Below are 20,784 nucleotides of genomic sequence, written 5' to 3'. Positions count from 1 at the left end.
CTCGCCCGATGAGGTGACATGGCGCACGCGGACGAGGCGTCGGCAGAGGGTTGCGAATCGGATGCGTGAGACCCGTTTTGGGGTGGTAGACGGACTTCCACGCCTTCGTGTGGCGGACACGTACCGCCGGAACGGAGGCAGATCACCGGACGGCAGAGGCCCGTCCGGAAGGGAAGTGAAGTGATGCACATGTTGGAGGAAGACGCGTCGATCGTCCATGACGTGTCGCTCGCGGCGGCCGTGGGACGGCGCGCCCTGCCGAAGCGGCTGTGCACGGCCTTCGCTCAGTCGCTGGGCGCGCAGCACACGACGATGTCGCTGCTGCCGCGCCTCGAGCGGTGGCAGTTGCTGTACGCCAGCGACGAGCTCGCGCTGCGGGCCGAGGCCGCACAGTTCGCCCACGCTGACGGGCCCACGGTCGACGCCGCGCTGGACGCGCAGACCGTGTACGTCCCCGAAGTGCACGACGACGGCGGTGGAGCACACATGTCGTGCTGGTCCGACGATGTGCCCGGGGTGCGGCACGTGCTGGCGCTGCCGCTGCACCGGCAGTCCCGGACGGTCGGGGTGATCTGCCTCTACTTCACCCGCCCCACCACCCTCACCGCGGCGCACATCGCCGAGGCCGAACGGGCCGCCGCTCTCGCGCGCGAGGAACTGCTGCGCTGGAGGCCCGTGCACGCCAGCTCCGCAGGGCACCGGCCCGTCTGGGCGACCGACACCCGGGCGGCCCGCTGGGAGCGCATCCACCAGGCCGCCGGATACCTCGCCGCGCGCGAGGACTGCGAGGTCGGCGAGGCGCTGGCGTGGCTGCAGACGACCAGTACGCACCGGCAGCAGTCGCTGCTCGACACCTGCGACCTGGTCCTGCAGCCCGCGGGAGCGTGGCCGGGAGCGGGCCGGCAGGCCGCCCACGCCCACGTGTCCTGACGCCCGTCACTTCAGCCACCGTAAGGAGGGACGAAGAGTGCCCACGCAGCACACCTACGTCGACAGTGAACGCCGCGGGCGAGCAGGCGGCGACCCGTACCGGCACACGGGTGGCGGGCTTCACGAACACATAGGCACCGAGGCCCAAGAGCGGGCGGCGCTGCGCAAGCGACCGGAAGCCGCCGCCCAAGCCCGGCAGCGGACACGCCGCTTCCTGAACCGGCTGCGTCCGGGACTGACGGAGGAGGACGCCACCGGCATCGAACTCGTCGTCTCGGAACTGGTCACCAACGTCGTCCGGCACGCGCGCGGCAGCCGCTGCGCCCTGCACCTGTACGCGCGGCCGGATGCCATCGTGGTCGAGGTGGGCGACGCCGACCCGCGGCAGCCCCGCGAGCGTGCTCCCGACCTGATGAACGGCACCGGCGGCTTCGGCTGGCCGATGGTCCACCACCTGGCCGGGGAGGTCGGCGTGACGCCCGGCCCCCGGGGCAAGACCGTCCGCGCGACCTTCGCCCGCTGAGTCTCGTCAGGCAGCTGGGCGGCCACCGGTCCCACACCCGACGATCGTCGCGGGTGGGACCGGTGGCCGCCCGGTCGCCGTGCTACGCCTCTAAGCGGTGAGCTGCGCCCGCAGGCGGTCCAGGGTGCGGGTGAGGAGACGGGACACCTGCATCTGGGAGACGCCCAGTTCACGTCCGATCTCCGCCTGCGTCAGCTCGTCGACGAACCGCAGCGAGAGAAGCGTGCGCTCGCGGGGCGAGAGGGCGTGGATCAACGGCTTGAGCGCCTGAAGATTCTCGGCCTTGGCCAACTCCGGGTCGTGGCAACCGATGTGGTCGGCCAGCGTGTCGTCCGGGTCGTCGGGCCCTGCCGCCCAGTCGAGGGAAGCGGCGGTGGCGCCGTTGGACGCGGTCAGGCCCTCGGCCACCTCGTCCTCGTCCAGGCCGAGTTCGGCGGCGAGTTCGGCGACGCTCGGCGCCTGGCCGTTCTCCTGCTCCAGGCGGGTGCGCGCGCGGTCCAGGCTCAGGCTGAGTTCCTGGAGGCGGCGCGGAACGTGCACGGCCCACGAGGTGTCACGGAAGAAGCGCTTGATCTCGCCCATGACGGTGGGCAGCGCGAAGCTGGTGAACTCCGCCCCGCGGTGCAGATCGAACCGGTCGATGGCCTTGATCAGGCCGATCGTGCCGACCTGCACGACGTCCTCGTGGGAGTCGCCGCGCACCCGCAGCCGGCGCGCCGCGTAGTGCACGAGGTTGAGGTTCAGCTCGACGAGACTGTTGCGTACGTACGCGTATTCCTCGGTGCCCTCTTCGAGCTCGCCGAGCCGCGCGAACAGCGACTTGGACAGTGCGCGGATGCCCGCCGCGCCGAGCTCGCCGGTTTCAGGGAGTGACGGAAGCTCCGGCGTGCCGAGGTTCGAAACGGCTCTGTCCGGGCCGGTGGTATGTCGCTCGGGTGTATCGAACCGCTGTGCCAGGCGGCCGTTGGCCTGGGGCATCATCGTCGCTCCCTCAAGCAGAAGGCACTCCCCGGGCGGGAGTGCGGCGTGCGGGGCTCATACCCGCGATCCCTAGTTACACACCTGTAACTTGACGCTCCGTAACACGCTGCCCGGTGTCCCGGAAGGCTGTAGGTTTCGACCCCGGGCCGACTTCGGCGCGTACGACAGGGCGCCCGGGGCAACCGGAAAGAGCACCGTGCGTCGGGGTCGCGTCGGCCGCGCCGCACGCCCGAGAGCCGAACGGCACAAGGAGGCGCGATGTCCACGCAGGCCAGCCGCCTTTCCGTCACGGAGTTGACCCACAGCGAGCACTGCGCGGTGCTGCGCGTCAGAGGAGAACTCGACCAGGACTGCGAGCAGCTCTTCCTCCGGACGATCGGGGCCCGTGTGCTGGCCGGACACCGGCACATGGTGCTGGACGTGACGGCTCTCACGTTCTGCGACTCCCGCGGCCTCAACTGCCTGCTCGCCGCCCGGTGGTTGTTGCAGCGCCGCGAGGGGCTGCTCCTGCTGGCCGGTCCCGGCCGCCGCCTGACCGATCTGCTCAGGCAGACGGGCAGCACGGAACTGCTGCCCTGCCGCTCCACCGTGAGCCAGGCCCTGGCGGCGCTGCCCGAGGGCCAGCGCCCCGCATGGCCGCCTCATGGCCGGGACGAGCCGGGCGCCGACCGCTCGTCGATGGTCTTCGCCCCGAAGGGGGACGGCGTCGGCCGGTGAGAGCGCGCACCACCCCTGCGTCGAGTTCGACGACCTCGGATTCCGCCGGGCCGCACACGCCTGATGGAATGTCAGGCCTACCGCCCGCGACGAAGGCTCGACGAAGGGACATTCATGACGGACGCACGGAATCAGCTGCGGGGCATCCTGGACGAGCGCTCGGCGGTGCTCGCGCCCGGCGTGTACGACGGGCTGTCTGCGTCACTGACGGCCACCGCGGGGTTCCGCGCCGCGTACATGTCGGGGGCCGCCGTGGCCGCCACGAACGGACTGCCGGACATCGGCCTCGCCACGCAGACCGAGATGGTGCGCCAAGTCGCGCTGCTGGCGGGTCTGTTGGACGTACCGCTCATCGCCGACGCGGACACCGGATTCGGTGACGTCACCCACACCTACCGCACCGTCCAGCTCTACGAGAACGCCGGGGCCGCCGCGATCCAGCTGGAGGACCAGGAGTTCCCCAAGCGGTGCGGCCACCTCGACGCGAAGCGCGTCGTGGACGCGGGCGAGTTCGCCGCGAAGATCGAGGCGGCGGCCGAGGCACGCCGCGACCCCCGCACCGTACTGATCGCCCGCACCGACAGCCGTGCCACGGACGGCTTCGACGAGGCGGTGCGCCGGGTCAACCGGTACGTCGAGGCGGGCGCGGACATGGTGTTCGTCGAGGCGCCGCAGACGGTCGAGGAGGTGCGGCGGGTACCGTCCGAGGTCGCCGCGCCCGCCCTGTTCAACCTCGTACCCGGCGGCAAGACCCCCGCCGTGCCGCTCGACGCGCTGCGCGAGGCCGGGTACGCGCTGGTCATCATGCCCGTCCTGAACGTCGGCAGCGCGGCCGCGGCGATGAGCGACGCGCTGGCCCGCGCCGCACAAGGCGACCTCGACACCACCGGACAGCAGGGCGTACGGCCCTTGTTCGACTCCGTCGGCCTGCCGTTCTGGGAAGACCTGCGGAGCCGCTACGAGAAGAAGGAGACGGACCGCGACTGACAGGCCGTTCGGCGGGCGGGGCCGTCACCCCCGCACCGCGTCGCGGACCTCCTCCATGCGCACCTCCCGCCCCTCAAGGGCGGAGCGGTAGCAGGCCTCCACGACCAGGGAGCGTTCCAGTCCCTGTTCGCCGCAGTGGGCTGCCGTGTCGCCGGCGCGGACCGTCCGGACGAACTCGGCGACCGTACCCAGGTGTTGGGTCTGTTCCGGCGGCAGCCCGTAGACCGGTTTGATCTCCGCGGGGGCCCCGGCGACCTCGGCGAAGATCTCCAGCGTGTCGTCCACCGCGTAGTCACGCGACTCCAGGCGCGCGCCGCCGTCCGCGCCGAAGAGCGTCACGCCGTACACGTCGCCGGCCGGTGCGGCGTGTCCGGCCCAACTGGCCTCGAGGAGCAGCGTCGCACCGCCTTCGAGGCGCAGGAACGCGGTGGCGATGTCCTCGACGTCGAACTCGGCTCCCTTGGAGGCCGGTTGGGCCCCTGTGGGGTAGCCCTTGCCATTGCGTCCGAGGTGGTCGTACGTCGATGCCGTGACGCTGTGGACCGTGGGTTCGCCGAGCAGGTGCAGGGCCAGGTCGAGGACGTGGACGCCGAGGTCGATGAGCGGTCCGCCGCCGGACAGCTCGCGGTTGCTGAACCAGCCTCGGCCGCCGGGAATGCCGTTGCGCCGGGTCCACGCGGCCTTCGCCAGGTAGACCGTGCCGAGCGTGCCCGCGTCGACGTGGTGCTTGAGCGCGGCGACGTCGGCGCGCCGTCGGTGGTTGAAGCACACCTCCAGGACGCGTTCGGCCGCGCGCGCCGCACGCACCATTTCGGCGGCCTCCTTGGCGTTGCGGGCCAGGGGCTTCTCGCACAGGACGTGCTTGCCGCCCCGCAGTGCGGCGATGGAGATCGGGGCGTGCAGGTGGTTGGGGGTGCAGACGCTGACGAGGTCGAGGTCGTCGCGGGCGACGAGGTCTTCCCACCGGTCGTAGGTGTGCGGGATGTCGTGGCGGGTGGCGAGTTCGGCGAGCGCGGCGGGCTCCTGCCCGGCGAGCGCCACGATCTCCACACCGGGGGCGGCGGAGTGCCCCAGCAAGTGCTGACGGCCGGTGAAACCGAGGCCCACCACACCGGCACGCAGCGGCTTGGGAGCGGGGGACGAGGGGTGAGGGGTGGCTCCCCTTACGGGCGTGGTCATGGGCGCTCCCACCAACCGCTGGGCGAGCGGTGCACTTCGGGGAGGGCGCGCTCGCGCTCGGGAGCGGCCCAGCGCACCCCGTTCGCGAGGACGCAGCGGATGTCCTCGCGGTGGTAGACGGGGAAGTCCTGGTCCCCGGGGCTGAAGTAGAAGATTTTTCCGTGGCCCCGGCGGAAGGTGCAGCCGGAGCGGAAGACCTCGCCGCCGGTGAAGGAGGACAGGAAGATCAGTTCGTCGGGGGTGGGGATGTCGAAGTACTCCCCGTACATCTCCTGCTGGGGGATGACCAGCGGGCTTGGCACGCCCTGCGCGATGGGGTGCGTGGGGTTGACCGTCCAGACCAGTTCGCGGTCGTCGGCCGAGCGCCAGCGCAGCGAGCAGGTGGTGCCCATCAGCTTGGTGAAGATCTTCGAGAAGTGGGCGGAGTGCAGGACGAGGAGTCCCATGCCGGCGAGCACGTGGCGGTGGACCCGCTCGACGACCTCGTCGCTCACCTTGTCGTGTGCGATGTGTCCCCACCAGGTGAGGACGTCGGTGTCGGCGAGGACCTCTTCGGTGAGCCCGTGCTCGTCCTCCTGGAGCGTCGCGGTGCGGATGCGGGTGCCGGCCCCCAGCCGGTCGGCGAGGCCCTCGGCGATCGCACCGTGGATCCCCTTGGGGTAGCGCTCGGCCACGTCCTGCTGGGTGGTTTCGTGCACGTTCTCGTTCCACACGGTCACGCGCAAGCCGGTTCTGGCGGTCTGCTGGTTCACGGCGTTCCTCTCATCCCACGGGCTGAGAAAGCGCTTTCACGCTAAAAGCGATCTTCGGACGAAGTCAATGCCCGGGATGGCGAAAAGGCGGGGGAGAGGGGGCAGTTGTCCGAGTGGCAGCGCTGTCTTGCCGTCGCGCGGAGGGGCGGATCAGTTGTCCGGCTGGGGAAATAGCCGGGCCAACTCGGTCGCGAGCTGGTCGAGTTGTTCCCGTCCGGGACGCCCCGTGGCGGCGGACAGCTGGAGCAACGACACCGAGTCCCGCACGGTGAGGAGTTCGGCGTCGGTGAGGCCGGGCACGAAGCGGCGCACCGCCTCCACCCCCACCGGGTCGGACAGCAGCACGGCCAGCGGTGTGTGCAGGCCGAGCCGTGCCGCCGGGAACTCGTCGGCACGTGGCGCGGGGCCGAGGGCCGCCTCTTGGTCCGGGCGCTCGCGGTGGGCGGCGACCTGGAGGTGGGCCTCGGTGACCTCCTCCGGCGTGCGCGGCAGGCCCAGGCGCTCGTACTGGTCCGCCGGAGCGTCGGTGTCCCGCAATTGCTCCACCAGCAGGCGGATCATGCGCAGTTCCACCGCGTCGTCCCGGACCGGGCGTTCCTGACCGGGGTCGTCGGCCAGGTCGTACAGCAGGGCGCCGAAGCGATGGGGGTCGAAGCCCGGCTGGGTCCGGCCGGGGGTCCGCAGCGTGCGTACACCCTTGGTGAAGGAGAAGGGGCCCGCGAGTTCGGCGTCGACGAGCTCGTGCGGAGCGAAGCGGCCCCGCCCGTGGGTGGGCATCAGGGTGTGTTCGTACAGCGGTGTGTTCGTCGCGTCGTGGCTGGCGCGCATGTAGACGTGGCGGCCGTCGGTGATGTTCACGTGGCCGCCGAACATGCCGAAGAGCGCGGACTCGCGCAGCGGCACCTCCGTGCCCGACTCGTCCGTGGCCTCGCACAGGGGGCGGCCCTGCATGTCGGGGGTGCGGTCGACGCCGAAGAACTCCAGGAGGGTGGGGGCCAGGTCGACGGTCTGGACGAGCCCGGAGTGACGGCTGCCCGCGCGCTCCGGCCGGCGCGGGTCGTGCACGAACAGCGGGGTGTGCGCCAGTTCGTTGAACCAGGGCTGGAGGAGCTTGCCCCACCAGCCCTTCTCGCCGAGCAGCAGCCCGTGGTCGGTGCAGACGATCAGCAGGGTGTCGTCCCACATGCCGTACGTGTCCATGGCGTCCAGGACCCGGCCCAGCGAGTGGTCGCACATGGACAGCAGCGCGGCGTACTCCATGCGGGCGTGGCCCGTCTGCTCGTCGGTCTCGGTGACCTTGCCGTAGTCCGGCCAGTCGAAGTGCGGCCCCTCGTACCCGTGCCGGTAGAGATCCTTGTAGTGCTCGTGCGAGAAGAACGGTTCGTGCGGGTCGAACGTCTCGATCTGCACGAACCAGTTGTCCTCGGCCCGGTTGACACGGAGGAATTCGAGACCGGCGTCGAAGGTCAGCGTCTGCGGGTGCTTCGCTTCGGTGTCCATGTGCGCCCGGTTCACCCAGTCCTGGCGCCACAGGTCGTGGCGCTTGCCGCGCAGGTTCTCCGGGATCACCGGGTCGGCGACCTGCCCCTTCCAGGCGTCACCCTCCTGCCCGCGGAAGAACTCCCAGGTGTTGTAGCGGCCGTGGTAGGTGGCGCCGCCGTCCTCCCAGTAGTGCTGGTGGTCGCTGGTGAGGTGGGTGTACACGCCCTGCTGCTTGAGGAGTTCGGGCATGGAGTCGTCGAACGGTTCCAGCGGGCCCCAGCTGCGGTGCAGGAAGTTGTAGCGGCCCGTGTGCAGTTCCCGGCGGGCGGGCATGCAGGGCATGGACCCCACGTAGCAGTTGTCGTACGTGGTGGTCCGGGCCGCGAGGCGGGTGAAGTTGGGGGCGTGGATCCGGTCGGCGCCGTACGGCGGCAGCATCCGCCGGTTGAGACTGTCGAACATGACCATGACGGCCTTCACGGGCGGGGTTCCTCCTTGGACTCGATGGCCGCGAGCCGTAATTGCGCGGTGCGGATCCGGTCGATGTCGAACTTCTCCGAGCGGTCGAAGCCGAAGATCCCGTTCTGTTCCTGGAAGACGTCGGTCAGCTGGGTGTAGCAGTAGCCGAACATGTCCGGATGGTCGAGGAGAACGCCGACGAGCCCCTCGAACCGGGCGTGGAACTCCTCCAGGGTGCGCACCCGGTCGCCGTACCCCCACGACCCCGACCGGGTGTCCGACTGCGGTCGGGCCGCCTCGGCCGGGTTCCACCAGATGCCGCCGAACTCGCTGACGAAGAAGGGCTGCCCGCGGTAGCCGATGGACCAGGACGCGCCGGTGGTGTCGGAGCGGTTGACGTAGGGATCGCCGTCGGCCAGCCCCTTGTGGTTGGCGGCGAAGAGCCTCGGTTCCTGTTCGTAGTCGTGGCTGTCGAACACGTCGGACTCGGCGATCCGGTGCGCGTAGCCGGAGGTGTCGAGCACCGGGCGAGAGGTGTCGTGTGCCTTGGTGGCCAGGAACATCGCGCGCATCACGTCGTCCAGGGCAGTGATCCGGTCGCCGTAGTCCTGCCAGGTCTCGTTCATCGGGCACCAGCCGACGATCGACGGGTGGGAGTGGTCCCTTTCCAGCACCTCCAGCCACTCCTGCACGTAGGAGGCGTCGGGCCGCTGGTTGGTGGACTGGCCCTGTTCGGTGTTGCAGCCCCAGTCGCCGAACTCGCCCCACACCAGGTAGCCGAGGCGGTCGGCGTGGTACAGGTAGCGTTCCTCGAAGACCTTCTGGTGCAGGCGCGCTCCGTTGAAGCCCGCGGCCAGGCCGATTTCGATGTCACGGACCAGGGCGGCATCGTCGGGCGCGGTCATCAGACCGTCGGGGTACCAGCCCTGGTCGAGGACGAGGCGCTGGAAGACGACCTCACCGTTGATCCGGACCTGCTTGCCGGTGACGGCGACACCGCGCAGACCGGCGTACGACTCCACCTGATCGACCAACCGGCCGTCTATGTCCCGCAGTTCGATGTGCAGGTCGTAGAGGTGCGGGTCCTGCGGTGACCACAGCCGGATCCGGTCCGGTGGCAGTACGAGACTCAGCCGCGGCGCGAGATCCAGGTCGGCGCGCACGGAGGCGGCGACCACCTCACCGGCCGCGTCGCCGACACTGATGTGCACCGTCCCGCCGGGCAGGTTCGCGGAGAGCGGGACCTCCACGTCGAGCTGCCCGGCGGCGGCGTTGGGTGTGATGCGCGGCCGGCGGACGGCCGTGTGCGGCACCGGCTCCATCCACACGGTCTGCCAAATGCCCGTTGTACGCGGATACTTGGCGGTGATCGGCGTGAAGGCCACCGACTGCTTGCCCCTGGCCTGTGGCGCCTCCGGTTCGTCACGGGCGCGCACCACCACCTCGACCGGGACCCCGGCGGGCGCGGCCTCGGTGATGTCGAAGGTGAAGCCGGTGAAGCCGCCCCGGTGGCGGCCCACCTCCGTGCCGTTCACCCACACCGTCGCGTCGTGGTCGACCGCGCCGAAGTGCAGCAGCACCCGGTCGCCGGCCCAGTCGCGGGGGACGGTGACCGTGCGGCGGTACCAGACCGCCCGCAGGAAGTCCTGTTCCCCGACTCCGGACAGCTCGGCCTCGGGGGCGAACGGCACGACGATCTCGCCGGTCAGACTCCGCCCCGGTTGGAGCAGGCCGCGCTCCCTGCCCGTGTCGGACCGGTCGATCTCGAACTCCCATCTCCCGTTGAGATTCAGCCAGCGGTCGCGCCGGAACTGCGGCCGCGGATACTCGGGCCGGGGCAGGTCCGACCGGTCGAGCGACATGGGGACCACCTTTCCGAAAGAAGTGAGCGAGGGGGCTTACGTCAGGTCACCGGGTCGCGGAAGCGCAGGGTCAGGAGCTCGAACGGGCGCAGTTCCAGCGCGACCTCGGTGTCCGGAGTCGTCCCGCGCACGGCCTTGCTGTCCACGGGCCGCTCCAGAAGATCGGTGGCGACGGCCCCGGCCCAGGAGAACCGCGTCCGCACGGCCGCGCGGGAGCGGTTGCCATGGGCCTCGTAAAGGCGTACGACGAGATCCCCGGAACGGTCCTCGGCGAGCTTGACGCTCTCCACGACCACGGCGGGGTCATCGACCTCGATCAGCGGCTCGGCGGCGGCGCCACCGGGCACCGTGCGCAACGGCAGATGCAGGGCGTACCCGTCCGCCACGGCGTCGGGGATGCCGCCGGGGCGCAGGCTGACGGAGAAGGTGTGCCGGCCCTGGTCCGCGTGCGGGTCCGGGTAGCGCGGCGCGCGCAGCAGTGACAGGCGCGCTGTCGTCATGGGGCGGCCGTCGGGGGCCTGCCCGTTCCGGATGTCGTGGCCGTAGACCACGTCGTTGGCGATGGCGACGCCGAACCCGGGCTCGCCGACGTGGATCCAGCGGTGCGCGACGGTCTCGAAGCGGGCCGCGTCCCAGGAGGTGTTCTGGTGGATCGGCCGGTGCAGATGACCGAACTGGATCTCCGACGTGGAACGGTCGGCCCGGACGTCGAGCGGGAACGCGAGCTTGAGGAGCTTCTGCGACGCGTGCCAGTCGATGTCGAAGCCGTAGTCGAGCCGGCCGTCGGCCAGCCGGACGGACACCGTGATGACGGTGTCGCCGACCTCGTGCCGCACCACCACCGCGTCGTCGGCGAGGTCGATCGACACCGGTGCGACGAGGTCACGGCCGCTGCGCTTGTCCTCGTCGTTGATGTCCCACGCGTCCCACTCGCGCGGGGTGTCGCGGAAGAGCTGCAGCACACCGCCCGCGACGCCCTTCGGCAGCAGCTCCCGGTCGGTGGCCAGGTCGACGACGGAGACGAGCGTGCCGCGCCGGTCGATCTCCACGTGCAGCTTCCCGTCGTCGAGCACGGCCCGGTCACCGGCCCACCGCGGAGCGGCCGGCGCGGGCGCGGTCACCGGACCGAAGCCCATCGCGGGCACCCCATGGCGCGGGTAGGGGCCCGCGTTGGCGGCGACCGCCGTGCTGTCCCCCGCGCCCCCGAGCGCGTCCAGGGAGCTGGCGATCAGGGCCGACAGCTCGTCCGCCACGCGCCCGTAGTCCCGCTCGGCGTCCTGGTGGACCCAGGAGATCGACGTGCCCGGCAGGATGTCGTGGAACTGCAGCAGCAGCACCGTCTCCCAGATGCGCCGCAACTCGTCGTACGGGTACGGGGTCCCGTGCCGCACGGCCGCCGTCGCCGCCCACAGCTCGGCCTCCCGGAGCAGGGCCTCGCTGTGCCGGTTGCCGCGCTTGCCCTGCTGCTGCGAGATCAGGGTGCCGCGGTGCAGCTCCAGGTACATCTCGCCGACCCACACCGGCGGCGCCTCCAACTCGGCCTCGGCCGCGCGGAAGAAGCTGTCCGGGTCGGCCATCCGCACCCGTGGCGACCCGTCCAGGTCGTGCTTGCGCTCCGCCGCCGCCAGCATCTCCCGCGTGGGACCGCCGCCGCCGTCGCCCCAGCCGTACAGGCCGAGCACGTGCCTGGCCGCGCCCTTCTGCCGGAACGTCCGCTCGGTGCGCGCCAGGTCCTGGGCGCCGAGGTCGGAGTTGTACGTCTCCGCGGGCGGGAAGTGGGTGAACACCCGTGAGCCGTCGATGCCCTCCCAGTGGAAGCTGGAGTGCGGCATGGGGTTGATCTCGTTCCACGACGGCTTCTGCGTGAGGAAGTAGCGGGCCCCCGCGGCCCGGGCGATCTGCGGCATAGCCGCCGTGTAGCCGAACGAGTCGGGCAGCCACACCTCCTCGCTCTCCACCCCGAACTCCTCCAGGAAGAAGCGCTTGCCGAGCACGAACTGACGGGCGAGCGCCTCGCCGCCCGGCATGTTCGTGTCCGACTCCACCCACATGCCGCCGACCGGCCGGACGACGCCGTCGCCCACCGCCTTGCGGACCCGCTCGAACAGGCGCGGCTGGGTCTCCTTGAGCCACGCGTACTGCTGCGCCGACGAGGCGGCGAACACGAACTCCGGGTGACGCTCGCTGAGATCCAGCACGTTGGCGAACGTCCGTGCCACCTTCCGCACGGTCTCTCTGGTCGGCCACAGCCAGGCGCAGTCGATGTGTGCGTGCCCGACCGCCGAGACGATCAATGAGCTGTCCGGGGCGCGGCCCGCGAGCACCGGGGCGAGGACCTCCCGTCCCCGCGCGGCGGTGCCCGCCACGTCGTCGGGGTCCATGACGTCGACCATCCGCTCCAGGGCGTGCACGATCTCGGCGCGTCGCGAGCCCTGCGCCGGGAGTACGTCGACCAGGCCGTCGAGGGTGGTCACGTCCTGGAGCAGCTCCCACACCTCCCGGTCGCGCAGGGCGACCGACAGGTCGGTGAGCCGGTACAGCGGCTCGTCCCCGGCGGTCGCCTTGTCGCCCATCACCGTGGGCTCGTACTCGTAGGGCACCTGGACGATCGGGTTCGCGGCCGCCTCGATCAGCAGCCGGAACGGGCCGGGTTCGGGCAGCGGCACCCAGGAGTTGTACGGCTCGATCGCCTTGACGATCTCTCCGTCCGGCCGGTACACCATCGCTTCGGCCTGGAAGCCCGGCTGGTCGCCGGTGAAACCCAGATCGACGACGAGCTCGGCGTTCCCGGCGGCGGCCCAGTCGGCGGGCACCTCGCCCACGACCTCGAACCAGGTCGTGTCCCACGGCCGCCCCCACCGGCCGCCGAGCGCGAACGGCTCGTAGGGCTGCGTGACGGCGTGGGCGAACGGCACCGGCTCGCCGCCCACCGTCCACGCGGAGATCCGCGTCGGACGGCTTTCGCGGTAGACGGCGGGCCGGATCCGGAACGTGGCGAACCGCCGAACCCGGAGCATCGCCAGCGCGGTGGCGTCGAGCTGCACCCGGCCGTTCGGATTGTCGTCAACCAAGAGAGCTTCTCCTTGCGTTGGTGCTGGAAATCGGTACGGCAGGGCTGCTGTCAGCCCTTGAGCGCGCCGCCGAGGCTGGATCGCATGAGGTTGCGGCGCAGAAGGATGTAGAGCACGGCGGGCGGTGCCATGTAGACGAGGGCGCTCGCGGCGAGCACGCCCCAGTCGACCTGGTTGAACGCGGTGAACGAGCGGAACAGGCCGATCGAGAGCGGATAGAGGTCCGGGGTCTGCAACAGCACCAGCGGGGTGAGGAAATCGCCCCACACGGCCATGAACGTCAGCATCGCCGCTGCCCCGAGACCGGGACCGACCAGGGGCAGGACGACGCGACGGATCGCCCCGAACCGGGTGCTCCCGTCGAGCCAGGCGGCCTCCTCCAGCTCGTACGGGACGGCGTCGATGGTGCCCTTCAGCAGCCACAGGGTGATCGGCAGCGCCGCGGCGGCCTCGACGAGGATCAGGCCGAGGTAGCCGTCGTCGAGATGCATCTTCACCATGAGCAGGTACAGGGCCACGATCGTGGCGGGCGGCGGGATCACCCGGATCAGCAGGATCGCGAACATGAACGTCGTGCGCCCGCGGAAGCGGTAGCGCGACAGGCCGTAGGCGCCGAAGACGCCGCAGGCGAGGTTCAGGGCGGTCGCGGAGAACGACACGAGGACGCTGTTGAGGAGCAGCCGCGGGGTGCCGCCGTCGGTGAAGAACCGGACGAAGTTGTCCAGGGTGAACGACGGAAGGCTCACCGTGGGCCCGCCGTCCGCGTCCAGCGCGGTGAGCGCGACCCATGCGAACGGCACGACGCAGAACAGGGCGAGCAGCACCATCAGGGCGTACTGGAGCGTCCGTTGGACGAGCTTCCACCGCGGTGCGCGGCGCGGTGGTCCGAGGGGCGCGGCGGGCGGGCGGGGTTCGGCCGGCGCCGCCTTGGTGGGTGGGGTTGTGGTCGCCATCAGACCTTCACCTTCGCGAGGCGGGCGTACGTCAGGCCGAGGATCATCAGCAGGACGAGCAGGATGACCGAGGCGGCGCTGCCGAGTCCGATCTGGGAGTACTTGAAGGCGCGCTGGAAGATGTAGATGGACGCGAGCTGCGTTCCCTGGCCCGGCCCGCCCTGGGTCAGGAAGTAGACGAGTCCGAAGACGCCGACCGTGGTGATGGTGGTCAGCAGCAGGTAGAGGAAGACCGGGCCGCGGATCAGCGGCAGGGTGACGTACCGGAAGATCTGGAGCGCCCCCGCGCCGTCCACGCGTGATGCCTCGACGAGTTCGTCGGGCACGTCCTCAAGGGCGGCCTGGAACATGATCATGGCGAAGGCGATGCCCCGCCACACATTGATGATGATCACCGAGAGCATCGGGTGGTCCTGCAGCGGCGCGGCCGCCCCGGAGCCGAACAGTCCCAGCAGCCGGTTGAAGGTGCCGTCCCCGTTGGAGGAGAGCACACTCGCCCAGGTCAGCGAGGCGACCACCTCGGGCACCACCATCGGCAGCAGCACCAGGGCGCCGAACACGCCCTTGCCGCGCAGCCACTTGGCGCGCAGCAGCAGCGCGGCGAGCATCCCGAGCAGCGTCTGCCCGACGATCGCCGACCAGAACACGAACTCGCCCGTGCGGCCGAGGGAGGAGAGGAAGTCCTTGGAGCCGAGCAGGTTCTTGAAGTTGTCCAGGCCGACGAATTGCGGGTCGCGGGCTCCCCAGCCGGTCAACTGCGTGTCGGTGAGACCGAGGTAGATGCCGTAGCCGGCCGGGGCGATCACGAAGACGGCGATGAGCACGACCGAGGGGCCGAGCAGCAGCGACAGCGCGCCGCGCTCCCGCCAGCGCCTGCTGGGCCGATGCGGCCGACCCGGCCGGCCCGGTGGCGCCGACCGGGCGGGCAGGGCTTGGGTGCTGCTCACTTCGCCACCCGGCGCTCGCCGAGGAGTTCCTTGGCCTGCGCGGCGAAGTCGGCGGCGGCCCTGCTGCCGTCGGCGTCGCCGGACAGCAGCTTCGCGGTGGCTTCCTGGACGGCCTGCGAGACCTGGTCCTCGCCGTCGCCGAGGGGCGGCTGGACGCTGGTCTTCAGCTTGCGCTCGGCCTCCAGGAGCGAGGGCTCGTCCTTGTACGGCGCGGTGCCGGTGAGCCCCTTGCGCGGGGAGACCGCTCCCACCGTGGACAGCTGCTTGGCCAGGGCCTTTCCGGAGCTCAGCCACTTCGCCAGCTCGACGGCGGCGTCGGGGGCCTTGGACTTGGCGCTGACGCTGTAGACGTAGCCGCCGCCGCTGACCGAGTACGGCTTCGTGCCGGGCACCAGCGCCGGGTAGTCCCAGGTGCCGACCTTCTCCCGCACGTCCTTGATGGGCGCCGCGCCGTCGGGGCCCCAGTCGTACTTCCAGCCCCAACTGCCCTGTGCCGACACGGGGAGCGTGCCCTTGGGGAACTTCTTGTACTTCGTCGGCTCCCACGGGTTCGGGTTCTGCAGGTCGCGGACCGGGAGCAGGCCGTCCGCGACGAGCCGGTCGTACAGGTCGAAGGTGGCGTTCAGGCCCTTGCTCCTGAGCTTCCACTTGCCGGACTTGGCGTCGAAGAAGGTGCTGCCGGTGCCGGCCATGAGGGGCAGCAGGCCCTCCGTCCAGGTGCCGGCGCCCCAGGCGGTGCCCGCGGGCAGCACGATCGGGGCCTCTCCGGTCTTCGCCTTCACCTTCTTGAGCCTGCCGATCAACTCGTCCCAGGTGCGCGGCTGCGAGGTGTCGACACCCAGCTTCTCCAGGATGTCCTTGCGGTAGAAGAGGCTCTGCACACTCGCCTCGTGGGGGAGCGAGTAGTAGCTGCCGTCCGGCTGGCGCGCGCCCTCCTTCACCGACGGGTAGTACTGGCCCCAGCCGTCCCACTTGTCGAGGTACTCGTCGAGGTTGAGCAGATAGCCGGCGCCCGCCATGCCGGTCACGTTGCTGCCGCCCATGTCGAGGACGTCGGGCGCGGTGCCCGAGTGCAGCTGTTGCGTGATCTTGGTGTGGAACTGGTCGTCGGTGAGCGTGTCGGCGACCAGTTCGACCTTGACCTCGCGGCCCTGCTTGGCCATCTCCTTCTCGAACTGCGGTATCAGACCTTTGACAACGTTGGCCCTGGCCTCCTGGTACTCCAGCAGCTTGATGGTCACCGGCCCGTCCTCGCCGGAGCCGGACCCCGACGAGCAGGCCGTGAGTCCCGCTGTGAGGAGCGTTCCGGCCGCGGCGGCTGCAAGGACACGGGTGCGCCTCATCGCGTCACCTCTCCTGACTCTGTTCGTCCGGTTCTTTTATCAAGTGGATCGGATAAAGTTCGGCGATCGTAAGGAGGGGCTTCGCGCACCGTCAAGGGTTCACGCACAGCTCGGGCCCGTGAGGCAACGGCTCGGCGGGTGTGCTTAGTTGGGTCCCTTCGGGGTTTCGTTCATCGAACCCTTTGACAAAAGAGGAGGCCTGCATGCGGCGAGGGAGCAACCAGCTCCGGCTGGCGGACTACAACCAGGCGGTGGTCCTCGAACTGGTCCGCAGGTCGCCGGGGACCAGCCGGGCCGACCTGCAGCGCGAGTCCGGACTGAGCTCGCAGACCATCTCCAACATCACTCGTCGCCTGGTCGACGACGGCCTGATACGCGAACGGACCCCGGGCGGCAGCGCCCGCGGCCGCCCCAGCATCCCGCTCATCCCGGAGCCGGACGGCGCCTACTCGGTCGGCGTGCACATCGACCCCGCCCGGCTGACCGTCGTACTCCTCGACCTCGCGGGGGAGGTCCGGCTCGCCCGGCAGGAGCGCACGCCGCAGGCCACGAACCCGTCCGAGGTGACCGCGTTCATCGCCGAGGTGGTCGACGGGCTCGTCGCCGAGGCCGCCCCCGACCGGTCCAGGGTGCTCGGCCTCGGAATCGCGGCGCCCGGACCGCTCGACGTCGGGGCCGGGCTGCTGCTCGACCCGCCCCAACTGCCCAACTGGCGAGGCGTCCAACTGCGCGCGGACCTGCACGGGGCGACCGGTCTGCCCGTCCTCCTCGACAAGGACGTCACCGCCGCGGCCACGGCCGAACTGCGGTGCTCCCGGGAGGCGTCGAACTCGTTCGTCTTCCTCTACCTGGGCTCGGGCGTGGGGGCGTCGGTCGTGCTCGACAACCAGGTGGTCAGAGGCGTCACGAACAACATGGGCGAGGTCGGCGACCTGCTCGTCGACCCCGACGCGGAGCAGTTGGAGTGGAGCGGTCGGCGTGGCGGTCTTGCCGCGGCCTGCGTCCCGGAGGCCCTGGTCCTGCAGGCCGCCCGCGTCGGTCTGATGCCGCTGCCGAACCTGAACGACTACGTTGCCGTCGACGACGCCTGCTCCGCGCTCTGCGACCTGGCCTCCTCGGGGAACGCCGTCGCCGCCCGCATCCTGCACCGGGCGGCGAGCGGAGTGGCCGTGGGACTCGGCGTACTGGTCAACCTGCTCGACGTGCCCAGGGTGGTGCTCGGCGGCCCCCTGTGGGACCGCCTCAGCCCGGCGTTCCTCCCCGTTCTCCCGCAGCTCGTGGAACGCGAACTCGTCGCGGCGCGCGCGGAGGTCCGCGTCGAGGGTTCCGCGGTGGGGGACCAAGTGGCCGCCCAGGGGGCCGCGGAGCTGGTGATGGACCACTTCCTGGCGCCGCGGGCCTCGGCGTTGATGGTGGGCTGAAAAGGTGGGCTGAAGCCGAACTGCCCGCCCGCACCAAACCCTTGCCCGCGGTCGGCCCCGTGTGCGATCTTAAAGTCATCCATACTGTGGAAACGTTTCCACGAGTTCCGTGGCTTCCACGACTACCAGGACTACCAGGACTTCCACGAGGAGGTGGGGCAGCGGATGGCCACGATCAAGGATGTCGCGGCGCGCGCCGGCGTCGCACTCGGGACCGCGTCGCGGGTGCTCAGCGGGAGCAGCCAGACCTCGGCCGACTCCCGTCGACGCGTGCTCGCGGCCGCCGCCGAACTGGGCTACGTCGCCAACGGACCCGCCCGCGCGCTGCGCCGGGCACGGACCGACGTACTGGGACTCCTGGTCTCGGACATCCGCAACCCGTTCTTCTCCGAACTGGCGCACGCCGCCGAGCAGGAGGCGCGCCGGCACGGCTACACCGTCCTGCTCGCCAATGCGAACGAGGACGCCGGTCAGGCCGACGCCTACCTGAGGACCTTCGCCTCCCAGCGCATCGACGGACTGCTGTTCGCGCCGCAGGGCACCGTCTCGCCGCAACTCGCCGCCACCGTCGGCTCCGGCCTGCCGCTCGTCTTCCTCAACCGCACGATCGAGGGCGTCGACGCGCCGATGTACGGGACGGACAACGCCGGGGCGGTCGGGCAGGTGCTCGACTGGCTGCAGCGGCGCGGGCATCGCGACGTCGCCTTCGTCGGGGGGCCGGAGACCATCTCCACCGGGGCCGAGCGCCGCGCCGCCTACCTCGCCGGGCGCGAGCGCCACGGCATCAGCACCGACGAAGGGCTCATGGACACCGGCGACTTCCTCGCCGAGGGTGCCGCCAAGGCCATGAACCGCATCCTCGACCGCGGCGCCCCGTTCACCGCCGTGGTCGGCGCGAACGGACTGACCACGCTCGGCGCGGTGCGCGCACTGCGCGAGCGGCTCGGCACCGAACGGGCGGCCCGGATCGAGTTCGTGTCCTTCGACGACCTCGACTGGTTCGAGTTCGCCTCGCCGCCCATCAGCGCCGTCCGCCAGGACGCCGCAGAGATCGGACGGCTCGGCGTACGAGGGGTCGTGGACCTCGTCGCCGGATGCGCGGCCACCGGCCTGCGCATCCCCACGACCTTCGTCGACCGGGCACCCGGGCACCGACAGTGAGCGCCCGCACGGCAGGTGTGTGCGCGGAGATCCGAAAGGCAGGACAGCAGATGAGGGTCGCCCTCGGCGCGGACCACGCCGGTTTCGCACTCAAGGACACCGTTCGACAGGCCATCGAGGGGCTCGGGCACGAGGTGGTGGACTGCGGCACGCACGGCAGCGAACCCGTCGACTTCCCCGACATCACCCGCGCCACCTGCGAGCCGGTGCTCGGTGGCGACGCCGACCGCGCCGTGCTCGTGTGCGGCACCGGGCAGGGCGCCGTGATGGCCGCGAACAAGCTGCCCGGCATCCGCTGCGGCCTGGCCCACGAGCCGTACTCCGCCCACCAGTCCGTCGAGCACGACGACGCCAACGCCATCGCCATGGGGGCCTGGCTCGTCCCGCACGCGCTCGTGCCCGACATCGTCCGCGAGTTCCTCGGCGCCACCTTCGACGACGACGCGGACACCCGCCGCCGCGTCGCGAAGCTCAACGCCCTCGACACCCTGACGCCCACGACCGCCTGACCCGTCCCGCGCGCCGCAGCGGCGCCCCCCTGCTCCTCCCGCACGACGCTCCGCGCCCAGGCACGCACCACGCCGGGCGTCCCCTCGGCGTACCCGCACGTGCCCCGAACCCGCAGGAGATCCTCATGTCCACCCGCACCCCCGCAGGACAGCCGAGCGTGCTCGGCTCCAAGGACCGCGTCAAAACCGCGATCGCCGCCGCCTTCGGCACCAGCGTCGAGAACTACGACTTCATCGCCTACGGCACCGCGTCCGCCCTCTACTTCGGCGCCGTCTTCTTCCCCGACAGCGACCGCTTCGTCGGCACGCTGCTCTCCTTCGCCACCCTCGCGGTCGGCTTCGTCATGCGCCCGCTCGGCGGCGCCGTCGGCGGCTACTTCGCCGACAGGTTCGGCCGCAAGCCCGTGCTCGTGGCCGCGATGACCGTCATGGGCGCGGCCACCTTCCTCATCGGCGTGCTCCCCACGTACGGACAGGTGGGCGTGCTCGCCCCGATCCTGCTCACCGTGATCCGCATGGTCCAGGGCCTCGCCTTCGGCGCCGAATGGGGCGGGGCGATCACCATGGCGTACGAGCACGCGCCCTGGCACCGGCGCGGCATGTTCGCGGCGATACCCCAGTCGGGCAACCCGCTGGGCATCGCCCTGGCCAGCGGAGTGTTCGCCTGGAGCGCCACGCTCCAGGGCAGTTGGCAGTGGCGTACCCCGTTCCTGGTGAGCGCGGTCCTCGTGGTCGCCGCCCTGATCGTGCGCTCGCGGCTCTCCGAATCACCCGAGTTCCAGGAGGCGCGGGCCGACGGGAGAACGGAGAAGAACCCCTTCCTGGCGACGCTGGCGGGGGACTGGCGCGGGATCCTGCGCGTCATCGCGCTGCGGGTCGTCGAGTCGTTCGCGTACTACTCCACCGCGACCTATCTGCTCAGCTACATCACCGACCACCGCCCCGACCTGCGGCCCATCGCCCTGGGGGCGATCACCGTGGCCAGTGTCCTGGCCATCGGCGTCACTTTCCTGGCCGGGGCGCTCACGGACCGCATCGGACGCAGGCCCCTCTACATCGGCGCGTGCGTGGCGGCCATTCTCTTCGCGTTCCCCATGTACCTGCTCACCAACTCCGCCCAACCCGCCCTGGTCGTCGCCGTGTTCATCATCGGCATCGGACTCATCCACGCCGCGCTCACCGGCACCCAGGGCTCCCTGCTCACCGAGCAGTTCCGCACCGCGACCCGGACGTCGGGCGCCTCGCTCGGCTACCAGGTCGCGGCGGCCGTCGGGGGCTTCGCGCCCCTGCTCGCCGCCGCCCTGGTGGGCGCCTTCGACTGGCCGGGCGCCGCGCTGCTCTATCTGGGCGCGGCCGTGATCGGTCTCGTCGGCATCCTGGTCACGAAGGAGACCTGGGGGCGTGCCGAGCGCGAGCGCGTCCGCGCTCTCGTCGCCGAGGAGCTCCGCACGGCGCCGGCCGCCGGGGTCGCGCCGAGCGGCGCGAAGACCTGAGGCCACGTACGCCG

At 70.9% G+C, this 20,784-nt stretch carries 17 protein-coding genes; 8 read left to right on the top strand and 9 right to left on the bottom strand.

Annotated elements, in window-relative coordinates; genetic code table 11:
- Positions 1 to 189 precede the first annotated feature (189 nt).
- Both ACY34M_RS31855 and ACY34M_RS31850 read left to right on the top strand, forming a co-directional pair.
- A complete protein-coding gene (locus tag ACY34M_RS31855; protein WP_462721670.1) occupies positions 190 to 930 on the top strand; it encodes a GAF domain-containing protein in 741 nt (246 codons plus the stop codon).
- Between the two features lie 37 nt (positions 931 to 967).
- Positions 968 to 1,453: an ATP-binding protein gene (locus ACY34M_RS31850; protein WP_462721671.1), complete on the top strand. Its 486-nt coding sequence runs from the start codon at positions 968 to 970 to the stop codon at positions 1,451 to 1,453.
- Positions 1,454 to 1,543: 90 nt separating this feature from the next.
- Here ACY34M_RS31850 and ACY34M_RS31845 read toward each other — a convergent pair whose 3' ends face one another.
- Positions 1,544 to 2,434: a SigB/SigF/SigG family RNA polymerase sigma factor gene (locus ACY34M_RS31845; protein ID WP_462721672.1), complete on the bottom strand. Its 891-nt coding sequence runs from the start codon at positions 2,432 to 2,434 to the stop codon at positions 1,544 to 1,546.
- Between the two features lie 258 nt (positions 2,435 to 2,692).
- On the opposite strand from ACY34M_RS31845, the gene ACY34M_RS31840 reads away from it, so the two are divergent.
- Together ACY34M_RS31840 and ACY34M_RS31835 are read left to right on the top strand one after the other, a co-directional pair.
- Positions 2,693 to 3,151, top strand: a complete 459-nt coding sequence (locus ACY34M_RS31840) for an STAS domain-containing protein (protein WP_462721673.1) — start codon at positions 2,693 to 2,695, stop codon at positions 3,149 to 3,151.
- A 114-nt stretch (positions 3,152 to 3,265) separates the two neighbouring features.
- Entirely contained in the window at positions 3,266 to 4,138 is an 873-nt protein-coding gene (locus ACY34M_RS31835; RefSeq protein WP_462721674.1) for an isocitrate lyase/PEP mutase family protein, read from the top strand.
- Positions 4,139 to 4,162: 24 nt separating this feature from the next.
- On the opposite strand, the gene ACY34M_RS31830 is transcribed toward ACY34M_RS31835, so the two are convergent.
- From ACY34M_RS31830 to ACY34M_RS31795, 8 genes are all read right to left on the bottom strand, one after another.
- Entirely contained in the window at positions 4,163 to 5,317 is a 1,155-nt protein-coding gene (locus ACY34M_RS31830; RefSeq protein ID WP_462721675.1) for a Gfo/Idh/MocA family protein, read from the bottom strand.
- On the bottom strand, positions 5,314 to 6,069 hold the full coding sequence (locus ACY34M_RS31825) for a ThuA domain-containing protein (protein WP_462721676.1): 756 nt from the start codon (positions 6,067 to 6,069) through the stop codon (positions 5,314 to 5,316). The genes ACY34M_RS31830 and ACY34M_RS31825 overlap by 4 nt, the downstream gene beginning before the upstream one ends.
- A gap of 150 nt (positions 6,070 to 6,219) precedes the next feature.
- Positions 6,220 to 8,031, bottom strand: coding sequence for a sulfatase (locus ACY34M_RS31820; protein ID WP_462721677.1), 1,812 nt, complete (start codon positions 8,029 to 8,031; stop codon positions 6,220 to 6,222).
- Positions 8,028 to 9,872, bottom strand: coding sequence for a glycoside hydrolase family 2 protein (locus ACY34M_RS31815; RefSeq protein WP_462721678.1), 1,845 nt, complete (start codon positions 9,870 to 9,872; stop codon positions 8,028 to 8,030). The genes ACY34M_RS31820 and ACY34M_RS31815 overlap by 4 nt, the downstream gene beginning before the upstream one ends.
- Before the next feature lie 41 nt (positions 9,873 to 9,913).
- Positions 9,914 to 12,889 (bottom strand): alpha-mannosidase, encoded by a 2,976-nt coding sequence (locus ACY34M_RS31810; protein ID WP_462721826.1) that lies wholly within the window; start codon positions 12,887 to 12,889, stop codon positions 9,914 to 9,916.
- Positions 12,890 to 12,993: 104 nt separating this feature from the next.
- On the bottom strand, positions 12,994 to 13,896 hold the full coding sequence (locus tag ACY34M_RS31805; RefSeq protein WP_462721679.1) for a carbohydrate ABC transporter permease: 903 nt from the start codon (positions 13,894 to 13,896) through the stop codon (positions 12,994 to 12,996).
- Complete coding sequence (locus ACY34M_RS31800) at positions 13,896 to 14,843, bottom strand: carbohydrate ABC transporter permease (RefSeq protein WP_462721680.1); 948 nt, start codon at positions 14,841 to 14,843, stop codon at positions 13,896 to 13,898. The genes ACY34M_RS31805 and ACY34M_RS31800 overlap by 1 nt, the downstream gene beginning before the upstream one ends.
- Positions 14,840 to 16,186 carry an ABC transporter substrate-binding protein gene (locus tag ACY34M_RS31795; RefSeq protein ID WP_462721681.1) on the bottom strand — a complete coding sequence of 449 codons (1,347 nt, stop codon included), beginning with the start codon at positions 16,184 to 16,186 and terminating at the stop codon, positions 14,840 to 14,842. The genes ACY34M_RS31800 and ACY34M_RS31795 overlap by 4 nt, the downstream gene beginning before the upstream one ends.
- A gap of 203 nt (positions 16,187 to 16,389) precedes the next feature.
- Between ACY34M_RS31795 and ACY34M_RS31790 the strand changes: the two genes are divergently transcribed.
- The 4 genes from ACY34M_RS31790 to ACY34M_RS31775 all read left to right on the top strand — a co-directional run bounded on the left by ACY34M_RS31790 (position 16,390) and on the right by ACY34M_RS31775 (position 20,770).
- On the top strand, positions 16,390 to 17,607 hold the full coding sequence (locus ACY34M_RS31790) for an ROK family transcriptional regulator (protein ID WP_462721682.1): 1,218 nt from the start codon (positions 16,390 to 16,392) through the stop codon (positions 17,605 to 17,607).
- 165 nt (positions 17,608 to 17,772) lie between these two features.
- Positions 17,773 to 18,768 carry a LacI family DNA-binding transcriptional regulator gene (locus tag ACY34M_RS31785; protein ID WP_462721683.1) on the top strand — a complete coding sequence of 332 codons (996 nt, stop codon included), beginning with the start codon at positions 17,773 to 17,775 and terminating at the stop codon, positions 18,766 to 18,768.
- A 50-nt stretch (positions 18,769 to 18,818) separates the two neighbouring features.
- On the top strand, positions 18,819 to 19,277 hold the full coding sequence (locus ACY34M_RS31780; RefSeq protein WP_462721684.1) for an RpiB/LacA/LacB family sugar-phosphate isomerase: 459 nt from the start codon (positions 18,819 to 18,821) through the stop codon (positions 19,275 to 19,277).
- Between the two features lie 125 nt (positions 19,278 to 19,402).
- On the top strand, positions 19,403 to 20,770 hold the full coding sequence (locus tag ACY34M_RS31775; RefSeq protein ID WP_462721685.1) for an MFS transporter: 1,368 nt from the start codon (positions 19,403 to 19,405) through the stop codon (positions 20,768 to 20,770).
- Positions 20,771 to 20,784 lie beyond the last annotated feature (14 nt).

This window comes from Streptomyces sp. EDA2-14 (assembly GCF_054963755.1).
The sequence above is the reverse complement of the archived record's forward strand: the minus strand, read 5'-3'. Positions and strand labels throughout refer to the sequence as shown.